At 72.9% G+C, this 23,631-nt stretch carries 22 protein-coding genes; 11 read left to right on the forward strand and 11 right to left on the reverse strand.

Annotated elements, in window-relative coordinates; translation table 11 throughout:
* Positions 1-89: 89 nt before the first annotated feature.
* A complete protein-coding gene (locus tag WEB03_RS06110) occupies positions 90-182 on the forward strand; it encodes an SHOCT domain-containing protein (protein WP_368070065.1) in 93 nt (30 codons plus the stop codon).
* A 125-nt stretch (positions 183-307) separates the two neighbouring features.
* On the opposite strand, the gene WEB03_RS06115 is transcribed toward WEB03_RS06110, so the two are convergent.
* The 3 genes from WEB03_RS06115 to WEB03_RS06125 are packed head-to-tail and all read right to left on the reverse strand — an operon-like array spanning position 308 to position 3,297.
* Complete coding sequence (locus WEB03_RS06115) at positions 308-682, reverse strand: DUF2007 domain-containing protein (RefSeq protein ID WP_368070066.1); 375 nt, start codon at positions 680-682, stop codon at positions 308-310.
* Between the two features lie 30 nt (positions 683-712).
* On the reverse strand, positions 713-1,957 hold the full coding sequence (locus WEB03_RS06120; protein ID WP_368070067.1) for an alanine racemase: 1,245 nt from the start codon (positions 1,955-1,957) through the stop codon (positions 713-715).
* A complete protein-coding gene (locus WEB03_RS06125) occupies positions 1,954-3,297 on the reverse strand; it encodes a D-arabinono-1,4-lactone oxidase (RefSeq protein WP_368070068.1) in 1,344 nt (447 codons plus the stop codon). Before WEB03_RS06125 ends, WEB03_RS06120 begins: the two co-directional genes overlap by 4 nt.
* A 192-nt stretch (positions 3,298-3,489) precedes the next feature.
* Between WEB03_RS06125 and WEB03_RS06130 the strand changes: the two genes are divergently transcribed.
* From WEB03_RS06130 to map, 9 genes are all read left to right on the forward strand, one after another.
* The gene (locus WEB03_RS06130) at positions 3,490-3,954 is read left to right on the forward strand and encodes an SRPBCC family protein (protein WP_368070069.1); all 465 of its coding nucleotides are present in this window, start codon (positions 3,490-3,492) and stop codon (positions 3,952-3,954) included.
* A gap of 58 nt (positions 3,955-4,012) precedes the next feature.
* The gene (locus tag WEB03_RS06135; RefSeq protein WP_368070070.1) at positions 4,013-4,657 is read left to right on the forward strand and encodes an alpha-ketoglutarate-dependent dioxygenase AlkB; all 645 of its coding nucleotides are present in this window, start codon (positions 4,013-4,015) and stop codon (positions 4,655-4,657) included.
* A gap of 282 nt (positions 4,658-4,939) precedes the next feature.
* Positions 4,940-6,130, forward strand: coding sequence for an acyl-CoA dehydrogenase family protein (locus WEB03_RS06140; protein ID WP_368070071.1), 1,191 nt, complete (start codon positions 4,940-4,942; stop codon positions 6,128-6,130).
* 73 nt (positions 6,131-6,203) lie between these two features.
* Complete coding sequence (locus WEB03_RS06145) at positions 6,204-7,331, forward strand: acyl-CoA dehydrogenase family protein (RefSeq protein ID WP_368070072.1); 1,128 nt, start codon at positions 6,204-6,206, stop codon at positions 7,329-7,331.
* A gap of 7 nt (positions 7,332-7,338) precedes the next feature.
* The gene (locus tag WEB03_RS06150) at positions 7,339-7,953 is read left to right on the forward strand and encodes a TetR/AcrR family transcriptional regulator (protein ID WP_368070073.1); all 615 of its coding nucleotides are present in this window, start codon (positions 7,339-7,341) and stop codon (positions 7,951-7,953) included.
* Positions 7,954-8,100: 147 nt separating this feature from the next.
* Positions 8,101-8,481 carry a DUF983 domain-containing protein gene (locus WEB03_RS06155; RefSeq protein ID WP_368070074.1) on the forward strand — a complete coding sequence of 127 codons (381 nt, stop codon included), beginning with the start codon at positions 8,101-8,103 and terminating at the stop codon, positions 8,479-8,481.
* A gap of 72 nt (positions 8,482-8,553) precedes the next feature.
* Positions 8,554-10,296, forward strand: coding sequence for a phospho-sugar mutase (locus tag WEB03_RS06160; RefSeq protein WP_368070075.1), 1,743 nt, complete (start codon positions 8,554-8,556; stop codon positions 10,294-10,296).
* 90 nt (positions 10,297-10,386) lie between these two features.
* A complete protein-coding gene (gene fbaA, locus WEB03_RS06165) occupies positions 10,387-11,412 on the forward strand; it encodes a class II fructose-bisphosphate aldolase (protein ID WP_368070076.1) in 1,026 nt (341 codons plus the stop codon).
* Between the two features lie 106 nt (positions 11,413-11,518).
* A complete protein-coding gene (gene map / locus WEB03_RS06170) occupies positions 11,519-12,286 on the forward strand; it encodes a type I methionyl aminopeptidase (RefSeq protein WP_368070077.1) in 768 nt (255 codons plus the stop codon).
* Positions 12,287-12,306: 20 nt separating this feature from the next.
* Here map and WEB03_RS06175 read toward each other — a convergent pair whose 3' ends face one another.
* From WEB03_RS06175 to WEB03_RS06210, 8 genes are all read right to left on the reverse strand, one after another.
* The gene (locus WEB03_RS06175) at positions 12,307-12,657 is read right to left on the reverse strand and encodes a TraR/DksA family transcriptional regulator (protein ID WP_368070078.1); all 351 of its coding nucleotides are present in this window, start codon (positions 12,655-12,657) and stop codon (positions 12,307-12,309) included.
* 47 nt (positions 12,658-12,704) lie between these two features.
* A complete protein-coding gene (locus WEB03_RS06180) occupies positions 12,705-13,649 on the reverse strand; it encodes a hypothetical protein (protein WP_368070079.1) in 945 nt (314 codons plus the stop codon).
* The gene (locus WEB03_RS06185; protein WP_368070080.1) at positions 13,646-16,141 is read right to left on the reverse strand and encodes an AAA family ATPase; all 2,496 of its coding nucleotides are present in this window, start codon (positions 16,139-16,141) and stop codon (positions 13,646-13,648) included. The genes WEB03_RS06180 and WEB03_RS06185 overlap by 4 nt, the downstream gene beginning before the upstream one ends.
* The gene (locus tag WEB03_RS06190; RefSeq protein WP_368070081.1) at positions 16,138-17,367 is read right to left on the reverse strand and encodes an exonuclease SbcCD subunit D; all 1,230 of its coding nucleotides are present in this window, start codon (positions 17,365-17,367) and stop codon (positions 16,138-16,140) included. The genes WEB03_RS06185 and WEB03_RS06190 overlap by 4 nt, the downstream gene beginning before the upstream one ends.
* Positions 17,368-17,494: 127 nt before the next feature.
* Complete coding sequence (locus WEB03_RS06195) at positions 17,495-19,318, reverse strand: hypothetical protein (RefSeq protein ID WP_368070082.1); 1,824 nt, start codon at positions 19,316-19,318, stop codon at positions 17,495-17,497.
* 74 nt (positions 19,319-19,392) lie between these two features.
* A complete protein-coding gene (locus WEB03_RS06200) occupies positions 19,393-19,941 on the reverse strand; it encodes a GNAT family N-acetyltransferase (protein WP_368070083.1) in 549 nt (182 codons plus the stop codon).
* Between the two features lie 89 nt (positions 19,942-20,030).
* Complete coding sequence (locus WEB03_RS06205) at positions 20,031-21,773, reverse strand: ATP-binding protein (protein WP_368070084.1); 1,743 nt, start codon at positions 21,771-21,773, stop codon at positions 20,031-20,033.
* 191 nt (positions 21,774-21,964) lie between these two features.
* Positions 21,965-22,480, reverse strand: coding sequence for a GNAT family N-acetyltransferase (locus WEB03_RS06210; RefSeq protein WP_368070085.1), 516 nt, complete (start codon positions 22,478-22,480; stop codon positions 21,965-21,967).
* A 210-nt stretch (positions 22,481-22,690) separates the two neighbouring features.
* Between WEB03_RS06210 and WEB03_RS06215 the strand changes: the two genes are divergently transcribed.
* On the forward strand, positions 22,691-23,631 hold a 941-nt coding region (locus WEB03_RS06215; protein ID WP_368070086.1), incomplete at its 3' end, for a DNA ligase.

The raw sequence follows: 23,631 nt of genomic DNA on the forward strand, positions 1-23,631 counted from the left end.
CATCGGCCCCATCGGCCCCATCGGCCCCATCGGCCCCATCGGCCCCATCGGCCCCGGACGCACCAGGTACCACGGCCGCGTCCGAGCTGGTGGCGGAGCTCCAGGCGCTGGCCGAACTCCACGCCTCGGGGGCGTTGTCGGACGAGGAGTTCGACCGCGCCAAGGCGCGCGTCCTCGACTGAGTGCGGTCGCAAGCTCTGCCGACGGTCAGCGCTACCCATCCGGCGCGACACCTGACGTGTCGGGGCCGGGCACGATCACCACCGGACCGGCCGCGTGGTGGCCGTCGGGTCGGGACCATCGCCCGTCAGCGCTGGATGATCCCCGCGAGCAGCAGGGCGACCAGGATCACGGCGGTCACCAGCACCAGCCGGGAGCGCCAGTTCGGCGTGCGCAGGTCCCGCACATCGAGCGGGGCGTCCACGTCGAGCAGCAGCTCGCGTGCCTCCTCGACGTCATCGGGGTGGACACCGATCGCGACGCCGCCGTAGCCGTAGCTGACGTCGGGCTGGACACCGCCACCATCGTCGCCGATGACGACCGCCGGCACCCCGCTCGACTCGAGCATCCCTCGAGCGACCTCGGCCTCGGCGCGGGACAGGAAGTGACCGACCCGCACGGTGGCGACGTGCTCGGCTGGCGGGTGCTCGTCCACGGTGGCCTCGCTGCCGGTCGGCTGCACGGGGGCACCCCGCCGGGCGACGGTACCGGGCTACAGGAACGTCCGACCCTCGCCGCGGTAGGTCGGCAGCTCGTCGACCACGCGGTCGCCGCGGACGCCCAGCAGCACGTCGAACCGCTCGGACAGCTCCCCGGCCTTCGCGTGGCGGAGCAGGACCGGATCGCCGAGGTCGAGCGTCACGCCGGCCGGGAGCAGGATGGGCGTCTGCACCTCGCCGGCACCCTCGAGTGCGGTGAGACGTCCGCCGGCGGGCAGCCAGACCGCAGGCTCCTTGTCGGGTCCGGTGGCTCCGGAGGCGATGTAGCCACCCCCGAGGCACGTGACCACGCCGGGGCGGGGGTGACGGACGACGGGCAAGGCGTACCCGGCGGCCGGCAGGTGCTGGAACCCGTCGTAGTGGTCGAACAGGGCCGGAGCGAGGAACGCCGATCCGGCGGTCACCTCGGTCACGGCCCGTTCCCGTGACGACGACTCGAGGCTGCCGGTCCCGCCGGCGTTGACGACCCGCAGCCGCCGCCCGATGGCCGCCTCGACCGCGTCGACGGCCGCAGCCCGGCGGCGTGCGACCCGGCGGAGCGACCGACGCTTGAGCGTGACGATGGCGGCCTGCTCCACGCGTGACCGGCCCGGCGCCCGTTCGGCGACCCCGGCGACCTGCGCCTCGTAGCCCATCAGCGCGTCGAGGTGCAGCCGGGGGGAGGTGTCGATGCGGGCGGCGAGGACCGCCGCGGCCCGTGCCGTGTCGACGGGCGAGCGTTCCACCCCGAACCGCAGCCCCGGCAGGTCCCACGACAGGTCGAGGTCGATGGCGACGGGGACCGGGTGCCCGGCCGGCAGCAGCCGCTCGAGCCGCTCGACGTGCGCGTCGCTGTCCACCATGAGCGTGATGCGGTGGCCGTCGTCGTTGGCGGCGGCCACCTCCACGAGGTGTGCCGGGTCGACGGTCGGGTAGGCGACGAGCAGGTCGTCGAAGCCGGCCGCAGCGAGGTGGAGCGCCTCGTCGGCGGTGAAGCACAGCAGCCCCTGGAACCGGTCGGACAGCGCCTGGATGTGGCGGAGCAGCGCCACGCACCGCACCGACTTCGACGCGATACGGACCGGGCGGTCGCCGGCGCGGCGCAGGACGGCACGCGCGTTCACCTCGACGCGGTCGAGATCGACGATGGCCTGCGGCAGGCTCCGCCCCGCGAGGGCGGCCCGGTACCGCTCGTAGGTGTCGCGCGCGTCCTCGGGAGCGGAGCCGGGGACGGGGACGGGGTCGGTGTCGGCGCTCACGCGGCGGCCCTCCCCGGTGGTGGACCGAGGACCCGGTCGAGGTGGTCGTTGGCGAACGTCCCGAACGGGTCGAAGCGCTGTCGCGCCGCCTGGAACGCGTCCCACCGCGGGTACCGGGTGGCGAGCTCGGCGGCGGTCAGCCCGTGGAGCTTGCCCCAGTGGGGCCGGGCACCGAGGTCGGCGAGCGCTTCCTCGATGGCGGCGAAGAACCGGGGGTCGTGGTGGCGTGGCGACAGGTGGACGGCGATGTACGCCCGATCGCCACCGTTGGCGGGGGAGAGGTCGGCATCGTCGCCGGCGACCCACCGGCACTCGACGGGGAACGGGACCTCGCGTCCGAGATCCTCGTAGACCGTCGTGACCCGCCGGAACGCCTCGGGGAACGCATCCCGGGGCACGGACTGCTCCATCTCGACGAACCGCACCCGTCGCGGCGAGGCGAACACGCGGTCGCTGCGATCGGCGTACCGAGCGTCGGGGATCCGACGCAGCGCCGCGTGGATGGCCCGCGTCGCCGACGGCGCCAGGTCGCTCGCCCGGACGATCGCGCCGTAGATCGTGTTGGAGAGCAGTTCGTCACCCACGAAGGCCTCGACCCGGCCACGACGGAGGGCTGGATCGGGTGGGTCGGGAACCCGCCGGTTGCGCTTGACCAGCGCGAGGCCGAGCTCGTCGGGTGCCCACCCGCTGCCGGGGAACCAGAGCAGCTCGGCGTGGTCGTGACCGTCCACGAACCCATCGAGGTCGGCCAGGACGTCGCCGACCTCCTCGATGGTCTCCTCGGCCACCAGCGTGAACGCCGGCACGGTCCGTACGCGCGCGGAGGTCACGACGCCGAGAGCGCCGAGGTGCACCCGGGCAGCGCGCAGCGCGTCGGGGTCGTGATCGGCATCGAGGTCGACCACCTCACCGGCGCCGGTGACCAACCGGCAGCCGACGATGGTCGAGGACAGGTTCCCGAAGCTGGCACCGGTCCCGTGGGTCCCCGTGGCGGTCGCACCCGCCACCGTCTGCACCGCGATGTCCCCGAGGTTCTCGAACGCACGTCCGGCGCGGGCCAGCTCAGCGCTCGCGTCCGCGAGGGTCGTGCCGGCGGCGATGGTGGCCACCCCGGTGACGGGGTCGACCCGGTCGACACCGCACAAGCGTGAGAGGTCGATCAAGGTCCCAGCGGTGAGCGCCAGGCTCGTGAAGCTGTGGCCGGCACCGACGGGGCGGACCCGACCGCCCGTGGCTGCGGTCCGGGACACGAGGGCGCTCACGGCTGGCTCGTCGGTGGGCCGCGCGACGGCTGCGGGCGTGCAGCGCTGGTTGCCCGCCCAGTTGCGCCAGGCCGCCACCCGAGCTCCTCGTCGTGCGATGGGGCCGAGTTGTAGTCGACGGCCCGGCCACGCGGCCACCGACGGTGCCGTACTGGGCTCGACTCGCCGGCCGGTCGAGCGCGGCCGCGTGCTGTCGACCGGCAGCGGAGCCCGGGATGGTGGTGATCGTCCGGCGCCCGAGCGGCGCATCCCCGAGCGAAGAGAGGCCCCATGAGCACCGTCGAGAAGACCGTCGAGGTCGATGTCCCGGTCCGCACCGCCTACGACCAGTGGACGCAGTTCGAGACCTTCCCCGAGTTCATGGAAGACGTGGAACGGATCGAGCAGCTCGACGCCACCTCCCTACGCTGGCACGTCAAGGTCCTCGGTGCCGAGCGGACCTTCGATGCCGACATCACCGAGCAGGAGCCGGACCAGCGCATCGCGTGGAAGGCCCGTGGTGAGACCAAGCACGCCGGGGTCGTCACCTTCCACCGGATCGCCGACAGCAAGACGCGCGTGGCCCTGCAGATGGACGTCGAGCCGACCGACTGGGTCGAGAAGGCCGGGGACGCGCTCGGCGTGATCGACCACAACGTCCAGCGCGACCTCGACCAGTTCAAGAGCTTCGTCGAGTCCCGCGGCACCGAGACCGGCGCGTGGCGCGGCGAGGTGGAGCAGGACCCGACGAGCTGAGGATGCACGGAGCTCCACAGCCTGGCGGACCGAACGTGCGTTCGGTACCGTCGGGCCCGTGGACACCCTGACCTGGCAGACCTCCCTGTTCGACGGCGCCGTCGGGTCCTACCCCGGGTGCGGCATCCTCGCCGACCCGGGGTTCGCTGCGCTCCGACGTCGCCAGCTCGACGAGAGCGCGTGGGTCGACCACGCGCCCGGTTGGCTCGCCAGCAGCGACGCGCTGCTCGAGACCTGCGTGACGGCGCTGCCGTGGGCGCAACGGCAGGAGAGGATCCAGGGTGGGCTCGTGCCGCAGCCGCGCCTGACCGCGAGGCTTCGTCTCGGTGCGCTGCCGGCGGAGCTCGGGGTGCTCGACGAGCTCGGTGAGCTGCTCTCGCGCCGCTACGGGGTCCGGTTCGAGACCGTCGGCGCGAACCTGTACCGGGACGGACGCGACTCGGTCGCCTGGCACGGGGACCGGGTGCTCCGCGAACGTCTCACCGCGACGGTGGCCACGGTGTCGCTCGGCCACCCGCGGACCTTCCGGCTGAAGCCCGCTGCGGGCGGCGCGTCGATCGGGATGCTGCTCGGCCGGGGTGACCTGCTCGTCATGGGCGGCACCTGCCAGCGGACCTGGAAGCACGCCGTGCCGAAGGTCTCGTCGGCCGGCGCCCGGGTGTCGCTCGCCTTCCGCCACGGCGACCCACCCCAGCGCCTCTAGCGGCGTATCGCCGAGCTTCACAGGAGTGCGCGACCAGTAGCGGGTCGTGACAACTCCCTGGGCTCCAGCCCAGGAAGTTGTCGGGGAGCGGGCCTGATCCACCTCCCGCGGACCTCGAGGTGCAACTCCCTGGGCCGTCGCCCAGGAAGTTGCGTGCGGGCCGTGGGTCGCCGGCACGCGCCTCGCGTCGGCGCTAGCATGTTAGTGAGCGTTCACTTCCGCGTGGGTGGAGCACCCGACGTCGAGGTGGAGCGCGACCACCGGCGAGGGAGGGAGTCCACCGTGGCGAACGACGAGCGTGAGCAGGTCGAGACGGCGATCGAGGCGCTGCTGCAGCAGGCACCGCCCGCCGCCACCCCCGAGCAGGAGTTCTGGGGCGCCCAGTTCGACCACGGGCTCGCCTGGGTGCAGTTCCCTGAGGGCCTCGGTGGGCTCGGCGTGTCGCCGCGCTGGCAGGCCGACATCAACCGGCGCATCACCGGGGCCGGCGGCAGCATCGACAACCGCTACCGCAACGTCCTCGGCATCGGTATGGGGGCCGGCACGCTGATCGCCCACGGCACCGAGGAGCACCATCGGCGCTTCCTGCGGCCGATGTTCACCCTCGAGGAGATCTGGTGTCAGCTGTTCTCCGAGCCGGGCGCGGGTTCCGACCTCGCGGCCCTCGCGACCACCGCGGTCCGCGAAGGCGACACCTGGATCGTCAACGGGCAGAAGGTCTGGACCACGCTCGCGCACGCCGCGAAGTGGGGCCTCCTGGTCGCCCGGACCGACCCGGACCTGCCGAAGCACGCGGGCCTGACCTACTTCGTGGTCGACATGCAGGGTGACGGCGTCGACGTCCGCCCGCTGTACCAGATCACCGGTGAGGCCGAGTTCAACGAGGTCTACTTCGACGACGCCCAGATCCCCGACGACCTGCGCATCGGCGAGGTCGGCCAGGGCTGGACGGTGGCGATGGCCACGCTGATGAACGAGCGCGTCGCCATCGGCGCCAACGTCACCCCCCGCGGCTCCGGCGCCATCGGCAACGCGCTGACCGCCTGGGAACAGGTGGAGGACCGCGACGAGGCCACCCGCGACCGCCTCATCAGCTACTGGATCGAGGCCGAGGCGCTGCGGCTGACCACCTCGCGCGCCGCCGAAGCACGCAAGCGCGGTACCCCGGGCCCGGAGGGGTCGACCTCCAAGCTGCACTGGGCCGACCTGAACAAGTCCATCTCGACGTTCACCGTGGACCTGCTCGGCGCGTCGGGGATGGTCTACGAGGCCGGCTACAGCTTCTCGCGACCCACCGAGTCGTCGTCCCGCTCGAGCGACCCGACCACCGCCTACCTGCGGGCGCGGGCCAACTCGATCGAGGGTGGGACCAGCGAGATCATGAAGAACATCCTCGGTGAGCGCGTGCTCGGGCTCCCCGGCGAACCCCGCGTCGACAAGAACATCCCCTGGCGGGACGTTCCCCGCAGCTGACGCCCGAACCGACGCCTGACCCGACGCGCACCGAACCGCGCCCGAGCGGCGCCGCACCCCGAGGAGCTCCACGATGGCCGACGTCTCCTTCGCCGTCAGCGACGAACAGCAGCTGCTTCGTGACACCGTCCGGGGCGCGCTGAGCAAGCGCGCCACCTCCGCCCGCGTGCGTGAGGTCATGGTGACCGACGAGGCCTTGGATGAGGCCGGCTGGCGTGAGCTCGCCGAGCTCGGGCTCGTCGGGCTGCTCATCCCGGAGGCCGACGGCGGTTCCGGTGCGGGCGTGGTCGAGGCTGCCATCGTGGCCGAGGAGCTCGGCCGTGTGCTGCTGCCGGTGCCGTTCCTGTCCTCCGCCGTGTTCGGCGCGACGCTGGTCGACGCGACCGCGAGCGCCAACCAACGGGGCGCGATCCTGTCCGGCGTGGCCGTCGGCACCACCAAGCTGACCGTGGCTCACCTCGACACCACCGGGTCGCTGACCACGGACCCGGGGGTCCGTGCGACCAAGGACGACGACGGCTGGGTCCTCGACGGCACGGCGGGCTTCGTGCTCGACGGGTCGACCGCGGACGTCCTGGTCACCGCCGCGACGACCGACGACGGTCTCGAGCTGTTCCTGGTCCCGGGCGATGCCGGCGGGGTCGCCCGCGAACGCGTCCCGGTGCTCGACCTGACCCGCCCGATGGCCACGGTCACCTACGGCTCGGTCCGGGTGAGCGACGCCGATCGGCTGTCCGGCGGGGACGCGGTCGTCGGGCTGCACCGCGCCATCGCCACCACCACGGCGGTGCTGGCCAACGAGCAGGTCGGTGGGACGCAGCGCTGCCTCGAGGACGCGACCGCCTACGCCAAGGAACGCATCCAGTTCGGGCGGGCGATCGGGTCCTTCCAGGCCGTCAAGCACACCCTCGCCGAGACGTTGGTCCAGGTCGAGTCGGCCCGTTCCGCCGCCTACCACGCCGCCCGCGCCGTGGCCTCCGGGGACCGGGACGAGATCGCGGTCGCGGTCCCGCTCGCGGCCAGCTTCTGCGCCGAGGTGTACGAGACCACCTCGGCCGCGGCGCTCCAGATCTTCGGTGGGATCGGCTTCACCTGGGAGCACGACATCCACCTGTACTTCAAGCGCGCCAAGGCCAGCAAGCTGCTGCTCGGCAGCCCGCGCCACCACCGTCGGCTCCTCGGCAACGTGCTCGGGATCTGAGGACCGCGTGACCGGCCCGGACCCCGCTACCTCCCCTCCGGCGACGGTGCGGGGTCAGCAACGGCGCGAGGCGATCCTCGACGCAGCCGCCGCGCTGTTCCTCGAACGCGGCTTCCACGGCACCTCCATCGACGAGGTCGGTGCCGCCGCGGGGATCTCCGGACCGGGTGTCTACCGGCACGTGGCATCCAAGGACGCGTTGCTGATGGCCGTCCTCGACCAGCTCTGGTCCGAGGGTTTCGGACCCGCCGTGCGAGCGACCGAGGGGTTGGCCCCCCGGGAGGCGCTCGACCGGCTCGTGGATGCGCACGTCGAGCTCGCCACCGGACGGTCGACGGCGTTGGTCCTGCTCGTGACCGAACTGCGTCACCTCCCCGAGGACTACCGAGGACGGGCGCTGCGCAACCACCGTCGCTACCTCGACGCCTGGGTGCAGCCGCTCCGCACGCTCCGCCCCGATGCCAGCGACGACGAGGCCCGGGCCGTGGCGACCGCGATCCACGGGCTGATCGACTCCGCTGCCAGGGTCCCCGACCTCGTCGACGACGTGGCCCCGGCCACACGTGGCCCGCTGCTTCGACGCCTCGCCAGCGACCTGCTCGACGCCTTCGCGACGGGTTGAGGCCGGAGCGCCTCGGGTAGCGGGGGTCTGACGTGGCGTCACCGCCATACCAGCACCCCGGTAGTGCGGTCGCACGTGGCCGGCACGCGGTCGTCGTACCCTGAGCGGTCCGCCATCACACCCGGTGGCTGCGGATCGTGGAGGTCGGTGGTGGACGGAAGCGCGCTCAGCAGGGGACTGCGCAAGCGCTGCCCGGTGTGCGGCGAGAAGGACATCTTCGCGAGCTTCTTCACCATCCGGGAGCACTGCCCGGACTGTGGGCTCGAGTTCGAGCGCGAGGAGGGCTACTGGCTCGGGGCGATGGTCGTCGCCATGGGGCTCGTGATCGTCGCGTTCACGGTCGTCTTCCTCGGCGGGATCGCGCTGACCTGGCCGGACCCCCCGTGGACGACCCTGCTGATCGCGACCATCGGCGTGAACCTGGTGGTCCCGGTCGCGCTCTACCCGTGGTGCATGACCGCGTGGATGGGCCTCCACCACGCCTTCGTGACCTCGAACCGTGACGAGGGCTCCGCGCCCCGGTACTGACGTGGCCGAGGGCGTGGCCTGGGTGACGGGTCGGGAGGCCACGTCGCGGCCCTGGACACCTAGGCTGGGGGTATGACGACTCCGACGACCGATGACCTGCACGCCCGCGCCGAAGCCTGGATGGACGGCGACGTCGACGACCAGACCCGTACGGCGATGCGGACGCTGCTCGATGGCGACGACCTCGCGCTGCTGATCGACCACGTCGGCGCGGCCCTGTCCTTCGGGACCGCGGGCCTGCGCGGAGCGGTCGGGCCCGGTCCGAACCGGATGAACCGCGCGGTGGTGATCCGCACCACCCGCGGGCTGGCGGACTACCTGCTCGCCGAGGTCCCCGACGCGGCGACGCGGGGCGTGATCGTCGGCTTCGACGCACGCACGGACTCCGAGCAGTTCGCCGCCGACACCGTCGGGGTGCTGGCCGCTGCCGGCATCGAGGTGCGTTGGTTCCCGACGCCGCAGCCGACGCCGATCATCGCCTACGCCCAGAAGGTGCTCGACGCGGCTGCCGCCGTGGTCGTCACCGCGTCGCACAACCCGCCCGCCGACAACGGCTACAAGGTCTACGTCGAGGGCGCCGCGCAGATCGTGCCACCGACCGATGCCACGATCGCCGCTGCCATCGAGGCCGTCGGACCTGCCAAGGAGGTCCCGCTCGTTCCGGCCGAGGACCTCGTGGACTGCGAGAAGGTCGCTCCCGTCGACGCCGCGGTCGTCGAACGTTTCCTGCAGGAACTCGAGGGTGCTCGCCCGCCGCTGCCCGACGACGTGCCGCGTGACCTGAGGATCGTCTACACCCCCCTCCATGGCGTGGCAGGCGAGTTGATCGGCCGGGCGTTCGCGCTGGCCGGTTTCGAGCACCTCCACGTCGTCCCGTCGCAGGCCGAACCGGACGGCACGTTCCCCACGGTCAGCTTCCCGAACCCGGAGGAGCCCGGTGCGCTCGACGCGTCCCTCGACCTCGCGCGGGAGATCGACGCCGACCTCATCATCGCCAGCGACCCCGACGGCGACCGGCTCGCCGTCGCGGTCCCCGACGACGAGGGTGACTGGCTGCCGCTGTCGGGCAACCGGATCGGCGTGCTGCTCGGCAGCTACCTGCTCGACCACACCGATGCGGCGCGCCCGCTCGGCGTGCGCTCGATCGTGTCGACGCCGATGTTCGACGAGGTCTGCGAGGCCCGGGGGGCCCGCGCGGAAGCGACCCTGACCGGGTTCAAGTGGATCGCGCGCGCGGCCCGCGAGCTCGAGGTCAGCGACCAGCGCACCTTCGTGTACGGCTTCGAGGAGGCGCTCGGATCGTCGGTCGGCCCGGTGGTCCGCGACAAGGACGGGATCGGTGCGGCGGTCGCGTTCGCCGAGATGGTCGCCCGCCTCCGTGCCGACGGGCTCACGGTCCTCGACCGGATCCGCGAGCTCTCATCCCAGCACGGCGCGTGGATCAGCCATCAGGTCAGCGCCGTCCGCCCCGGCGCGGCCGGGCAGGTCGAGATCGCCGACGCCATGGCGGTGCTCAGCGACCGCACGCCAGACGTCCTCGGTGGCGTCGCCGTCACCCGGGTGACCGACTACCGCGTCGGTGCCGATCAGCGACCCGTGTGGTTGGCCGCGACCGACCTGGTCGAGCTGTCCCTCGAGGGGGGCGGCCGCGCGATGATCCGCCCGTCGGGCACCGAGCCCAAGGTCAAGGTCTACGTCGACCTGCGCTCCAACCTGGCAGCCGATGCCGATCTCCGCGTGCTCGAGGACCGGCAGCTCGACCTCGCCGACCGCGTGGCTCGTGACCTGCTCGCCTTCGTCGGCCTCGACGGCTGACCACCCGGTCACGACCAGCACCGACCCACCCACCAGCACCGACCCACCCACCAGCACCCAGGGACGACCCGCGACGACAGGATCACCGCGATGCCGATCGCCAGCCCGGACACCTACCGCCAGATGCTCGACCGCGCGAAGCAGGGGGCGTTCGCCTACCCGGCGATCAACGTCACCTCGTCGCAGACGTTGCTCGCGGCGCTGCGCGGGTTCGCCGAGGCCGAGTCGGACGGCATCGTGCAGGTCTCGACCGGTGGCGCGGCCGCCTGGTCGGGCTTCACCGTCAAGGACATGGTCGTCGGCGCCACGGGTTTCGCCGAGTACGCCAAGATCGTCGCCGAGGAGTTCCCGGTGCAGGTCGCGCTCCACACCGACCACTGCCCGAAGACCGAGCTCGACGGGTTCATGCGGCCGCTCGCCCAGATCAGCGCCGACCGCGTCGCCCGTGGCGAGGATCCGCTGTTCAACTCCCACATGTGGGACGGATCGGCGGTCGAGCTCGAGGAGAACCTGTCGATCGCCGAGGAGCTGCTCGAGCTGTGCAACCGCGGCAAGACCGTGATGGAGATGGAGATCGGCGTCGTCGGTGGCGAGGAGGACGGCGTCGTCGGCGAGATGAACGAGAAGCTGTACTCGACCCCCGAGGATGCGCTGGCCACGGCCCGCACGCTCGGGACCGGCGAGAACGGTCGCTACCTGCTGGCTGCGACCTTCGGCAACGTCCACGGCGTCTACAAGCCGGGGCACGTCCAGCTGCGCCCGTCGATCCTCAAGGACCTGCAGGACGCGGTGGCCGCCGAGGTCGGTGGTGATGACCAGCCGTTCGACCTGGTCTTCCACGGCGGATCCGGGTCCTCGCTCGAGGAGATCCACGAGGCCCTCGACCACGGCGTGGTCAAGATGAACGTCGACACCGACACCCAGTACGCGTTCACCCGCCCGATCGCCACCCACATGTACCAGAACTACGACGGCGTGCTGAAGGTCGACGGCGACGTGGGCAACAAGAAGGTCTACGACCCGCGCTCCTACGGCAAGGCCGCCGAGGAGGGCATGGCGAACCGGGTGGTCGAGGCGTGCCAGAGCCTGCGCTCCGCCGGCCAGGCGATGCGCTGAGCCCACCCGCGACCGGCGGGCGTGCACCGACCTGACGCCGGATGCGTCGTCTCGGTGCACGCACCGGTCGCAGGTAGCCTCGTGGCCCCTGGACCGAGGCCCGTCGTTGATCGTCCGCAAGAGCCCCCGTGACATCGAAGGCCTCCGCGAGGCCGGCCGCGTGGTCGCGCTCGCCCACGAGGCGATGCGCGCGAAGGCGGACATCGGCGTGACGACGCGCGACCTCGACGAGATCGCCCGCGACGTGCTCCGCGAGCACGGCGCCACGTCGGCCTTCCTCGACTACCACCCGCACTTCGCGCCCTCGCCGTTCCCCGGCGTCATCTGCGCGTCGGTCAACGACGTCATCGTCCACGGCTGGCCCGACGACGTCCCGCTCGCGGACGGCGACCTGGTCAGCATCGACTTCGGCGCGATCCTCGACGGCTGGGTGGGCGACGCCGCCCGCTCGTACGTGGTCGGCACGCCGCGGGACGAGGACCTGACCCTCATCGAACGCACCGAGGCCGCACTGCACGCCGGCGGCGACGCAGCCGTCCCCGGGAACCGGATCGGCGACATCGCGCACGCGATCGGGACCATCGGTCGCGACGGCGGGTACGGCATCCCGGAAGGGTGGGGCGGCCACGGTGTCGGTCGGGAGATGCACGAGGATCCGTCGGTGCCGAACGAGGGGCCTCCGGGACGCGGGCTCAAGCTCAAGGCGGGCCTGGTGATCGCCATCGAGCCGATGTTCCACGCCGGTGGTGACGACGGGTTCACGCTCGACGACGACGGCTGGACGGTGCGCACCGCCGACGGCAGCCGCGCTGCCCACGCCGAACACACCATCGCCATCACCGACGACGGGCCGCGGATCCTCACCGTGGTGTAGCCCGTCCCCGGCGTCGCCGGTCAGGCGGCGTGGCGGATGCAGCGTGAGGTGAACGGTCGGGCTTCGAGCCGTTCGACGGGGATCGCTGCGCTGCAGACGTCGCACACCCCGAAGGTGCCGGCGTCGACCTTCTCGAGCGCGCGCTCGACCTCCGCCAGCGAGGACGCGATCGACCGGGCGGTCAGCGTGGTGCTGATGCGCTCGACCGCCTCGGTGGTCCCGTCCCCGACACGCTTCCCGAAGGCGACCACGGCTGCCTCGTCGGGTGGCTTCGTGAGCCGTGCGAGCTCGTCGGCCAGCTCTGCGTGACGGGCGCGCAGCCGGGCCACGAGCTGCGCGTGCTCGGGGGTGGACGCGGGGTCGGCGGTCACCGGACGACGGTAGCGACCACCGGGAGGAGGCGACCGGGCCGAACGGGTCAGGCGGTCGCGGACCGCAGCGCGCGCAGCACGTGGTGACCGTCGCCGAGCCGGTGGGTCAGCTGACGTTCGAGCCCACCGATGGGGTAGAGGTTCTGCGGCGCCCGCCGGTCCTTGTGTGGCTGCGATGCGAAGCGAGGCAGCGTGGCGGTGACCTGGTCGGCGAGCGCGACCACGTCCGCGACGGGCAGGTCACCGGAGGCCTCGCACCGCACGATCCCCGACCAGGGGTGGCCCCCGGTGCCGAACGGCAGCCGCAGGTACCAGGAGAACCGCGTCCACGACGAGGTGGCCAGGAACAGCGGGGTGCGCTGGCCGGCAGCGAGGTCGGCCACGGTGCGGGCCACGGTGTCCTCGAGGTAGGCGACGTGGTGGGTCTTGATGTACCCGATCGCGTGGTCGACCGCGACCGACCCGTCGAGTGGCCCGTCGACAACCAGCAGGGCGCTGTCCGCGGCGGCGGACAGCAGCCGGCGTTCGAGCCGCCGCAGCCGTTCCTGCACGCCGGCGCGCAGCGTGTCGGCGTCGTCGTCGGCGACGGCCCGGGGGACGAAGTCGCCGGCGGAGGTGGTCAGCGTGGGCAGCAGCGACGCGGGACCGACGAGCAACCGCTGGACCTCGCACGCCTCGACGGTGGCGGACGGGCCCTCGCAGCAGACCGTGCCGGCGGCGATGGAAGCGGCCAGCGCTTGCCGCGTCCGCTCACCCGGTGGGGTGACCCACAGGTGGCCCTCGATGCGACGCACACCGTCGATGAACCGGACGGGACCAGCGACGGGTGGACCAGGTGGGGTGCGGGGTTCCCATGCGTCCGCGGCCACCTCGACACCCGCGTCGACCGGCCCCGGCGACAGCGCCATCTGATCGAGCGCCGAGGTGGAGGACCCCATGGAGGGATCCCACCCGTCGACCGAGATACGCGGCCCGCCGATCCCTGTGCTCACGCGACCTCCTCCGCGCCCGAGGTCGCGGTACCTGACGCGTCGCCGTCGACCGACGGTTCGGGGAGCGGGGCACCGTCGTCGACACGCCGGACGCTGGAACCCTTCGGCCCCTTGCGGACCTCGAAGCGGACCGGCAACCGCTCGGCGAGGTCACGGACGTGGGTGACGATCCCGACGACCCGACCTCTGGCGCCGAGTTCCTCGAGCGCTGCCGCGACGACGTCCAGCGTGTCCGGGTCGAGCGTGCCGAACCCTTCGTCGAGGAACAGCGATTCGAGCTTGGCGGCCCCGTCGGCGGCGAGGTCGGTGACGTGGTCGGCGAGGGCCAGCGCCAGTGCCAGGGAGGCGAGGAACCGTTCGCCGCCGGACAGGCTCTTGACGGTGCGGGGTTCGTCGGCGTTGCGGTGGTCGACGACGAGGAACTGGTTGGTCGTGTCCAGCGCGAGCGAGTACGCGCCGGAGGACAGCTCGCGGAGGATGGTCGAGGCGCCGGTGACGAGCCGCCGGAGGGCCCGTGCGAGCAGCCAGCGGGAGAACCCGTCGGCCCGCAGGAGCTTGCCGAGGTGCTCGGCGACGTTGGCCTCCTCGCGTGCGGCGTCCCGTTCGGCCGTGACGGTGCGGACCTCGTCGAGACGTTCGGCGAGCCGGGCCCGGGTGGCGCGGGTGGTCGCCAGCGCGTCGGCGATCGCGGCGGCGGGCGACGCGGATCCCGTGACCTCGACCCCAGCGCGGACGCACTCGTCGCGGAGGGCCCCGTTGACCTGTGCGTACCGTTCTCGAGCTTCGACCACGCGAGCTGCCGCCTCGTCCGCACGGGCGACCACCTGCGGACGTGACTCCTCGGCCCAGGCCAGCAGGGCGTCCCACGCCGCGGCCAGGTCGCGGCGCTGCAGCGTCGGTGGGCCGAGCCGGGCGACCGCGTCGCGTGCGACGTCGAGGGCGCGCCAGGCGTCAGCTTCCTGCGACCCCGCGCGGTCGCGGGTGGTGCGGGCCGCTGCCTCGGCCTCACGAGCCGCGCGGTCGCGCTGCCGAGCGGCAGCCACCTGTTCGTCGGCGGTGCGGACCCGGGCGATCAGGTCGGTCGCGGTGGCATCGTCGGCTGCCCCCGCTGCGTCGAGGGCAGCCGCGCGCGCCTCCCGTGCCTGGGCGAGCCGTGCCTCGGCGGCGTGGTGACGTTCGGTGGCGGTGGCGGCCGCGCGATCGGCGTCACGGGCCCGCGACTCGGCCGTGACACGGGCCGCCTGCGCCGAACGCAGGGCGTCGGTGGCCGCGGCCGTGTCGCTGTCCGGCGGCGTGGCGGGGAGCTGGTCGATCGGGCTCCCGCAGACGGGGCAGTTATCACCGGTGTGGAGCCCGTCGGTCAGCGCGTGGACGAGCTCGCGCCGGCGCGCTGCCTCCCGGGTCTCCTCGGCGCGCTCCACCGCGGCGGTCGCCGCGTCGAACTCGGCCGTGGCGCGCGCGGCGGACGTGGCTGCGGCATCCGCAGCTCCGGTGAGGGCCGGCATCGCGTCCGTGGCGGCCGCGAGATCCGCCGCCGTCCGGCTCAGTTCAACGAGCACCGCCGCATCCGGCAGCGCCTCACGGGCGATCTCGGCGGCGTCGATGTCAGCCGTCGCCGCCGACCGTGCCTCGGCTGCGACGGACACCGCCTCGTCCGCACACCGGATCGCGTCGGCCAGCGCGTCGACATCCGCCGGTCGACGCAGGGATCCGAGGGTGTCACGGTCGCTGGCCGCGGCGTCCGCTTCGGCCGCGAGCTGGCCGCCGCGTTCGCGCAGGTCGTCGAGCTCCACCTGGACCTCGCCGCACCGGGTCGCGAGTGCGTCGAGCACCTCGGCGCGCTCATCGAGCCGCGCGAGCTCGGCCGGGTCGGCGTTGGCGAGGTCGCCGTCGAGCCGTCGTTGCGCGGCGTCGGCCCGGGCGGCGGCCGCGGTCGCGGTCAGCCGTGCCCTGCGGCCGACCTCGTCGTGGAGCCGGAGGTCGAGCAGCTGGAGCAACAGATCCCCGCGCTCGGCGGGCTTGGCGAACAGGAAGCGATCGAACGCCCCCTGGGGCAGCACCACCGAGCGGCAGAACTGGTCGAAGCTCAGGCCGAGGAGCCGTTCGACCTCGCTGCTGACCTCGTCCGCGCTGCCAGCGCGGACCACCGATCCGCCACCGGTGATCTCCTCGAGCCGGGCCTCCTTGGTGGTCGCGCCCTGCTTGGTGCGACGGATGACGCGGGTGGCCGTGAAGGTCCGGCTACCGACCGAGAACGTGAGCCGCACGCGACCCTCGTTGGCGCCCTGGGTGATGGCCGGGGCCACGAGCCGGCGGTCGTCGTAGCGGGGGACGGTCCCGTAGAGGGCCAGCATCATCGCGTCGACCAGCAGGGTGGTCTTGCCCGCACCGGTCGGTCCGGACAGCGCGAACAGGTCGACCCCGGCGAGGTCCAGCTCGGTGCGTTCCCGGAACGATCCGATGCCCTCGAGCTCGACGCGTTGCGGCCTCACGCCGGCCCTCCGAGCGCGGGGTCGCGGTCCTCGTCCTGGGCTTCCTCGAGCAGGCGCTGGAACAGGCCGGTCAGCCGGGCGTCGTCGGTGCCGATCTCCTCGAGGTACTCGGAGAACAGCGCGGCGGGGGAGGCGCGCAGCGCGTCCATGTCCAGCTCGGGTGGCGCGTCACGGTCCTCGTCGTCCTCCCGCGGTGCGACCGCGACGTCGACGGCGTCGGGGAGGGCCTGTCGCACCTCGTCGGCCAGCCCGGGCCTGGGTGGTTCCTCGAGCACGACGCGCAGCAGGTCGTCACCCACCTCGTCGCGGGCGGCGAGGACCTGATCGAGGGTGCCGCGGAGGGTCCGCAGGCGCCGGCCCGAGCTGAGCGGCACCTGTTCGATCCGGGCGGGCGTCGACGCGGTGGCTTCGACGAGCAGGACGGCCTTGGCGCCGCGGTCCGCCTCGCCGAAGTCGAGGTGGAGTGGGGAGCCCGAGTACCAGATCGGGGCCGGACCCTGGACCCGGTGGGGGAGGTGCAGGTGACCGAGCGCGACGTAGTGGGCCGTCGACGGGAACGCCTGCGGGGGGACGACGTAGTCGAAGATCGTGTGGGCCTGCCGCTCGCCCCCACCGAGGGCGGGGCCGCCGGTCCCGGCGACGGTCAGGTGTCCGACGACGAGGTTGACGGTGTCGGTCCCGAAGTCCTCGGTGAGTGAGGCGATGATCCGCGCGACCCGCTCGGCGTAGGTGCCGGCGTGCTGCGCCGCGCCGCGCCGCTCGTGCATGAGCTGCTCGGAGGTGACGATGCCGCGCTGCGACACGAACGGGACCAGCGCGACCCGTGCCACCTCGCCGTCGCGGGTGGTCAGGTCGAGCACCCCGCCGCGGTCGGCGCGGGCCACCTGATCGGCGAGGTGGACGTTGCCGAGCTCGAGCAGGGGACGGACCGCAGCCCACCGGCGGGGGTTGTCGTGGTTGCCCGCGAGCACCACCACGTGTGCGCCGGTGTCGGCGAGGTCGAGCAGCGCGCGGTAGACGATGCGTTCGGCCTCGGCGGAGGGGGCGCCGGTGTCGAACTGGTCGCCGGCGACCAGGATCAGATCGACGTCCCGGTCGTGGGCGATCCCGGCGATCTCGGTGAGCACGGCGCGGTGCTCGTCGGCACGCGACCGCCCGCGGACGGTGCGGCCGACGTGCCAGTCGGAGGTGTGGAGGATGCGCATCGGAGCGAGGCTACGTGACACCTCCGACACGCCTCCGCACCGCGTGCGGCACGGGGTGGTCAAGGGTGTCGCCTGTCAACGGCTGCACACCGAGGCATCCAGGGAGGTGCTCGGCATCCTCACCACGGTAGAGCCCCACGTCCCGCGGTCACTGGTAGGTGACGAGCACCACCTCGGGGTCGAGGTCGAGGATGTAGGACGGCTCGGCGACCACCGGGTCCTCGTCGTAGAAGTTCTTCCAGGCCCAGTGCCAACGGTCCTCGGCGCCGGAGGTGAGCACGCCCCAGGTCTCGAGCTTCATGCCCTGGGGCCCCTGGCCGTCCATGTGGATGATGACCGCGACCTCGCGGGGGACCTCGAGGATGTCCCGGTCGGGCAGCATGTCGACGCGGAACTGGTGCAGCACGAGCAGTTTCTCGGCCACGCCCGCGTCGCGCGCGAGCTCGGCGTACCAGTCGATGACCTCCTGCACCTCGGCGGCGTCGACGCTGCCGATCTGGCGCAGGTGGACCTGGTCGTCCTCGAGCCGCCACTCGGGATCGAGCGCGAGGCCGACGTGCGGCTCGCGCAGCAGGTCCTCGTAGATCTTCGCCTGGTCGAGGAAGTGGTTACGGCCGGGCTGGAGATCCAGGATGACCTGCACATCCTCCTCCGCGGCGCGGTCCACGAGCTCGCGGAACTCCTCGGGCGGTGTCACGCGCGAGTACTTCCCGTCGTCGCCAGCCTCGGCGCTGGCGACCGTGGCGATGACCTCGAAGCCCGGCACGACGTCGCGCCCGTCGGCGTCGTACCCGGCGGAGATGTCGCGGACACGATCGAACGACGCCTCGAGGTCCTGTTCACCGAGGACACCGAGCACCGGAGCCCCCGGCTTGCCGTACATCGCGACCATCCGTGTGCCGTCGAAGTGGCGCAGCGTCCCACCCGGCAGGAGCGGTGCCTCGACCAGGAGCGTCAGGTCGCCGTCGAGGTCGCCGTCGAACTCGCCGACAGCGACCAGCTGGTCGGTGTCGAGGTCCGCGTCGCGCACGAGCTGCACGGTCCCACGGCCGAGCAGATCGCCGTTCGGGGCCGGGACGACCGTGTCGCCTCGCTGCGTGGCCAGGACCACGGCCGAGGGCGCGTTCGGGTCGGTGGGGTCGATCACGAGCGCTCGATCGGCGCCGTCGTCGAGCTCCCACGGCTCGTCGACGGTCTCCGCGTCGGGCAGCAGGTCGCCGAGATCGCCGACAGCGACGACCTCGCTGCCCTCGGGAAGCTCCGGGGCCGGACCGTCCACGGCGACGGGGAGGACGGCCGCTGAGGTGCGGATGGCGACGGCGGCCGCCGCGGTGAGGTCCTCGGGGCGGTCGGCGTCGGCGGCGACGAACCGGTCGGTGCCGAGCTCGTCGGCCACCTCGAGCGCCGTGGCGAGGTCGACCGCGCCCGCCGGCTCCGTCGCGCCAGCGTCCGGGTCGTCGGTAGCGGTGTCCCCGTCGGTCTCGGTCGGGTCCGCGGCCGCGATGTCGTCGGCCGGCTCGCCCTCGCCATCGGTCGCCTCGCCGGTCGCGCCATCGGTGCCCGCGTCGCCGGTGTCCGCGTCGTCGCTGGTGCCCGGGGCCGGTTCGAGGTGGCGGACCTCCGGGTCGCCGAGCTCTGCGAGCGTCGCCGCGAGCCCGGCCTCGTCGCCGATCAACAGCGGCGCACCGAGCTCTACGGCGAGCGGGGCGGCGACGGCCGCCGACGCGGGCTGATCAGCCGGCACGGCCACCACCTGCTGGACGCACCCGAAGCTGGCGGTGATCGCACCGGCCGCGTCGAACGGTGCCGCGCCGGCGTCGAGATCCCGTGCAGCCTCCGGGGTCGCCTCGCAGGGCGGAGCCTCGTCCTCCGGTGCTGCCTCCTCGCTGGCCCCGTCGTCACCGGACGGAGCGGGATCGTCGTCACCACCGGTCGTGCACTGGGCGAGCAGGAGGAGCCCCGTGAGCAGCACGATGATGGTGCGGGCGAGGCGGCGACGGCGGAGGGGACTGACGGTTCGGTCCGAGGTTCGGCGGCCGTCCGACGCTACCGGTGTGGCGCACCGGTCGACCCCGCCCGGCCGGCCCGCCACTCGTCGGCGAGCACGGCCAGGATGAGGTCGTCGGTCCACCCTTCGTCGGACCAGTACGCCGCGACGAGCAGACCCTCCCGACGGAACCCGAGGCGCTCGAACAGCGCCACGGAGGACAGGTTGCGTGGGTCGCACCGTGCCTCGACACGGTGCACACCGCGACCCGCCGCGAGGACGTGATCGAGCAGGCCCGTGACCGCCTCGGCTGCGAGCCCGTCACCCCGATCGGCCGGTGCGAGGGTCACACCCACCTCGACCAGACGGCGATCACCGCCGGTCGCCAGCATGACGTCTCCGATCAGGCCGGGCCGGTCGCGAGGTTCCAGGGCGTACTGGAACGCGGTGTCCGGGGTACCCGGCGCATCGGTGCCGACCGCCTCGATGAAGGTGAGGGCCTGATCGACGGAGTACGGCACGGACCAGCCCTGGTACCGGGCGGTCCCGGGGTCGGAGCGGTACGCGGCCAGCGCGGGGGCGTCGTCGGCCCGGAACCGCCGCAGCACCAGCCGGTCGGTGGCGAGGTGGTCGGCGAGGTCGAGCCGTGCCGTCGGGTCGGCGGGTGGCGGCTCACCCGGTCGGGGCTCGTGCGGGGTCAGAACGGCATCCCGTCCCCACCGTCGGCACCGTCGTCGAGCCCCGCGAAGGGATCGTCGGGCTGGGTCACGATGTCGTCGGCTCCAGGCGTCGGACCCCGACCGGCTTCGGACGGGCGCGTGGCCCACGACGGGAACGGGAACTCGACCACCAGCGGCACGGGCAGCTGCGGCTGCGACAGGATCATCGTCCCCGGCTTGACGATGGTGGCGCGCTGGCGGAACGCGGTCGGCAGGAAGCCGTACTCGTCTCGGCCGGCTTCGGCGGTGTCGAGCCGGCCGACCACCCGGATGGCGCAGTTGGCGACGACCCGGCGTTCGACCTCCGACGCGGTCTGCTGCGCGCCGATGAGGATCATCCCGAGCGACCGGCCGCGTTCGGCGACGTCGAGCAGCAGTTCCTTGATGGGGGAGGAGCCCTCGCGGGGTGCGTACTTGTTGAGCTCGTCGAGCACGATGAAGGTCAGCGGGTCGGGGCTGCCCGAGGCCTCCTTGGCGTCGAACTGGCGGCGCAGCACCACGCCGACCACGAACCGCTTCGCGCGGTCGTTGAGCCGGTGGATGTCGACGACGGTGACCTGGGCCTCGTGGCGGATGGTGTGCCGCTCGGGGTGGGGAACATCGCCGCGGATGAGGTCCTCGACGTGCCGCAGGGAGCCGTACAGCCGCCGCACGAAGGCGTTGATCGTGCCGACGCCGACGGCGCGCCCGGCCCAGCGCGGTGCCTCGTCCTCGGACTCGAGCCGTTCGCGCACGACGTCGATCAGCTCGCGGAAGGTCCGGCAGGTCACGCCCTCGAGGCGGACGGCGCCGTCACCCGTCGGGACCGCGTCGCGCTGCAACCTCGCCGTCACGTTGTCGACGACCATCGTGTACTGCTGGCGGTCGTCACCGGCGTCGGCGAACAGGAACGGCAGCAGAGCGTCGCGGCAGAACTCCTCGAGGGTCCAGAAGAACGACCCGATCCCCTCGCGGCGGGCGCCGGTGTCGGGAGCCGCGCTGGCCGCACCGCGACGTGGCGGCGCCCACATCTCGACCGAGGCGAACGCCGACGCCGGCAGACCGAGCTGCTCGTACTTGGCGCGTGAGGTGTCGTCGAGCTTGACGTTGTCGTGGTCGAGGAACAGCAGGTCCTCACCCTTGACGTTGAACACCAGCGCCTTGGCGTTGTGGGCCGCCCCGAGCACCCCCGAGGTGAACAGCCCGTGTAGCAGGAAGGTCGCGTACGTCGTCTTGGTCGCCACGCCGGAGACGCCGGAGATGTTGACGTGGGCGCCCCGGGTGCCGTCGAGGAAGTCGAGGTCGATCACCACGGGCAGGTCGTCTCGCGTCAACCCGGCCGGCAGGCGCCGCTCCATCCGGTCGAAGAACAGCGCCTGGTCGCGGTCGTCCCCGGTGGCCTTGACCACGGCCTGCCCCGGCAGCGGCGGGACGAAGACCTCGGGTTCGAACCGGGTGGTCAGCACCTGCGCGGCTTCCGACACCTCGGCGGGAAGGACGCCGTCCTCGATCAGGAACACGTCCGAGTCGAACCGCGCGCCCTCGTGGCGGGCACGGACCTGGCTGACCACGCCGTAGATGTTGACCGGCTGGCGGCCGGGCGGCGTGCGCTGGAGCGCCACCACGTCGTCGAGCTGCAGGAACTGCCCCTCGGCGACGCCGACCCAGAACTCGAGCGGCGTCGCGTCCTCCGTCCCGAGCACGCGACCGACGAGCTCGGGTCCGGGTGTGGCGTCGCTCAACGGGTGCTCCTGCAGCGGTCGGTGTCGGGCAGCCTACGAGCCGCCCGTGAGCTGATCGACGAGCGTGCACCGAGGTGACGTGCACGGCGTTGGGTCGGTGCACGGGACGGTCGAGGTCCGATGAGCGTGCACCGAGGTGGCGTGGATGAGGGCGGATCGGTGCACGGACGACCCGTCGCCGGCACCGGTCGTCACGGGCGCTGCTCCCGGATCGGCCGCTCGAAGGCGAACTCGGTGGTGTCGGAGGGGTCGTGGAGCTGGCGCGACGCGCCCGTCCGGCGGTACCCGAGAGCCCCGTAGAGGCGGTGCGCGTCGAAGAACCGCGTGTCGGACCACAGCTCGACCCGGGCAACACCGAGCCCGGCGGCGTGCGCTTCGACCAGGCGGACGAGCCCGGTGGCCAAGCCCCGTCCACGGGCCAGGGGTGCCACGTAGAGGCGTTTGAGCTCGACCGCTCCCTCGGTCGGTGGGCCGGCGCCGACCGATGCGATCAGCTGGTCGTCCCGTTCGACGACCCACCACGGGCTGCCACGGCGGGCCGCGGTCGTGCCGGGTGTCGGCAGGTCGTCGTCGACACCGGGCAGGTCGAGCACGCACCCCGGGTACTCGGCGTAGGCGCCGGCGATCAACGCCGTGAGCGCGTCGGCGTCCGCGTCGGTGACCCGCCGGAGCCCCGGGATCGCGACGGCCGGGGATGGATCGTGCACGCTGTCCTCCGGCACTGGTGGCGGGCGCCGACCGAGGTTACTGCCGACACGGCCACCGTCGACGACGCTGTCGTCGCCGAGCGACCGCTGTCTGACCGGTTGTGAAGCGACCAGTGGGTATCACCCCGGGTGGTCGCTTCACAACCTCGTGAGGAAGGCAGCGCCGGCAGCTCGCGAGCTAACGTCACGCGGACGGGACGAGGAGGCGGGGTGGAGGCGACGGCGGGGCTGCGGCCGATGCTGGCCACGCCGGGGCGGCCCGCCGACGTCGCCCGCGGCCACCTCCACGAGATCAAGTGGGACGGCGCCCGCGTGCTCGCGCACCTCGACGGGGCCGGTGGGATGACGCTCCGCTCGCGCAACGGCGCGGACATCACGGTCGCCTACCCCGAGCTGTCCGACCTCGCCGATCGCGTCGACGCGGCCACCGTCCTCGACGGCGAGGTGGTGGTGCTCGACGAACGGGGAGCCGCGTCGTTCAGCGCCCTCCAACCGCGCATGCACCTGCGTGATCCGGGTCGCGTCCGCGTCGCGGCGTCGCGGTCGCCGGTCATCTACGTGGTCTTCGACGTGCTGGTCTGCCGCGGTCGGCCCGTGCTCGAGCTCGCGGTCGAGGAACGTCGCGACCTACTCGAGGGGCTGGGCCTCCACGGGTCCCACGTCCAGGTCCCGCCCGCGACCTGCGACGTCGCGCAGCTGCTCGAGATCGCCGCCGCCCGAGGCGATGAGGGGGTGGTCAGCAAGCGGCTCGGCAGCACCTACCGGCCGGGGGTGCGGTCGACCGACTGGATCAAGCTGCCCTTCGCCCAGCAGCGGGAGGTCGTGGTCGGTGCGTGGCGCGCGGAGGGGGCGGGGCGGCGAGGCAGCGTCAGCGACCGGCTCGGCGCGGTCATCGTCGGAGCGCACGATGACGACGGTGGCCTGCAGGAGCTCGGGGCGGTCGGGTCCGGGCTCGCCGGGAGGGCCGGCGCCGAGGTGCTGGCGCGGCTCGAACCGGCCGACGACAACCCCTTCACCGCGCTGGTCGCCGCACGCGACGCTCGGTTCGTCCGCCCGACGTTGGTCGGCACGGTCCGCCACCGTGGACTGACCGGCGACGGCAAGCTCCGCCAGCCGGTCTGGCTCGGCCTGCGTGATGACGTCACGCCCGC

The sequence above is a fragment of the Nitriliruptor sp. genome, assembly GCF_040882075.1.
GTDB lineage: Bacteria > Actinomycetota > Nitriliruptoria > Nitriliruptorales > Nitriliruptoraceae > Nitriliruptor.

Excerpts from the sequence above, each read along its gene's own strand:
- WEB03_RS06130 (WP_368070069.1), top strand. The coding sequence starts at position 3,490 with ATGAGCACCGTCGAGAAGACCGTCGAGGTCGATGTCCCGGTCCGCACC.
- WEB03_RS06145 (WP_368070072.1), top strand. The coding sequence starts at position 6,204 with ATGGCCGACGTCTCCTTCGCCGTCAGCGACGAACAGCAGCTGCTTCGT.
- WEB03_RS06160 (WP_368070075.1), top strand. The coding sequence starts at position 8,554 with ATGACGACTCCGACGACCGATGACCTGCACGCCCGCGCCGAAGCCTGG.
- fbaA (WP_368070076.1), top strand. The coding sequence starts at position 10,387 with ATGCCGATCGCCAGCCCGGACACCTACCGCCAGATGCTCGACCGCGCG.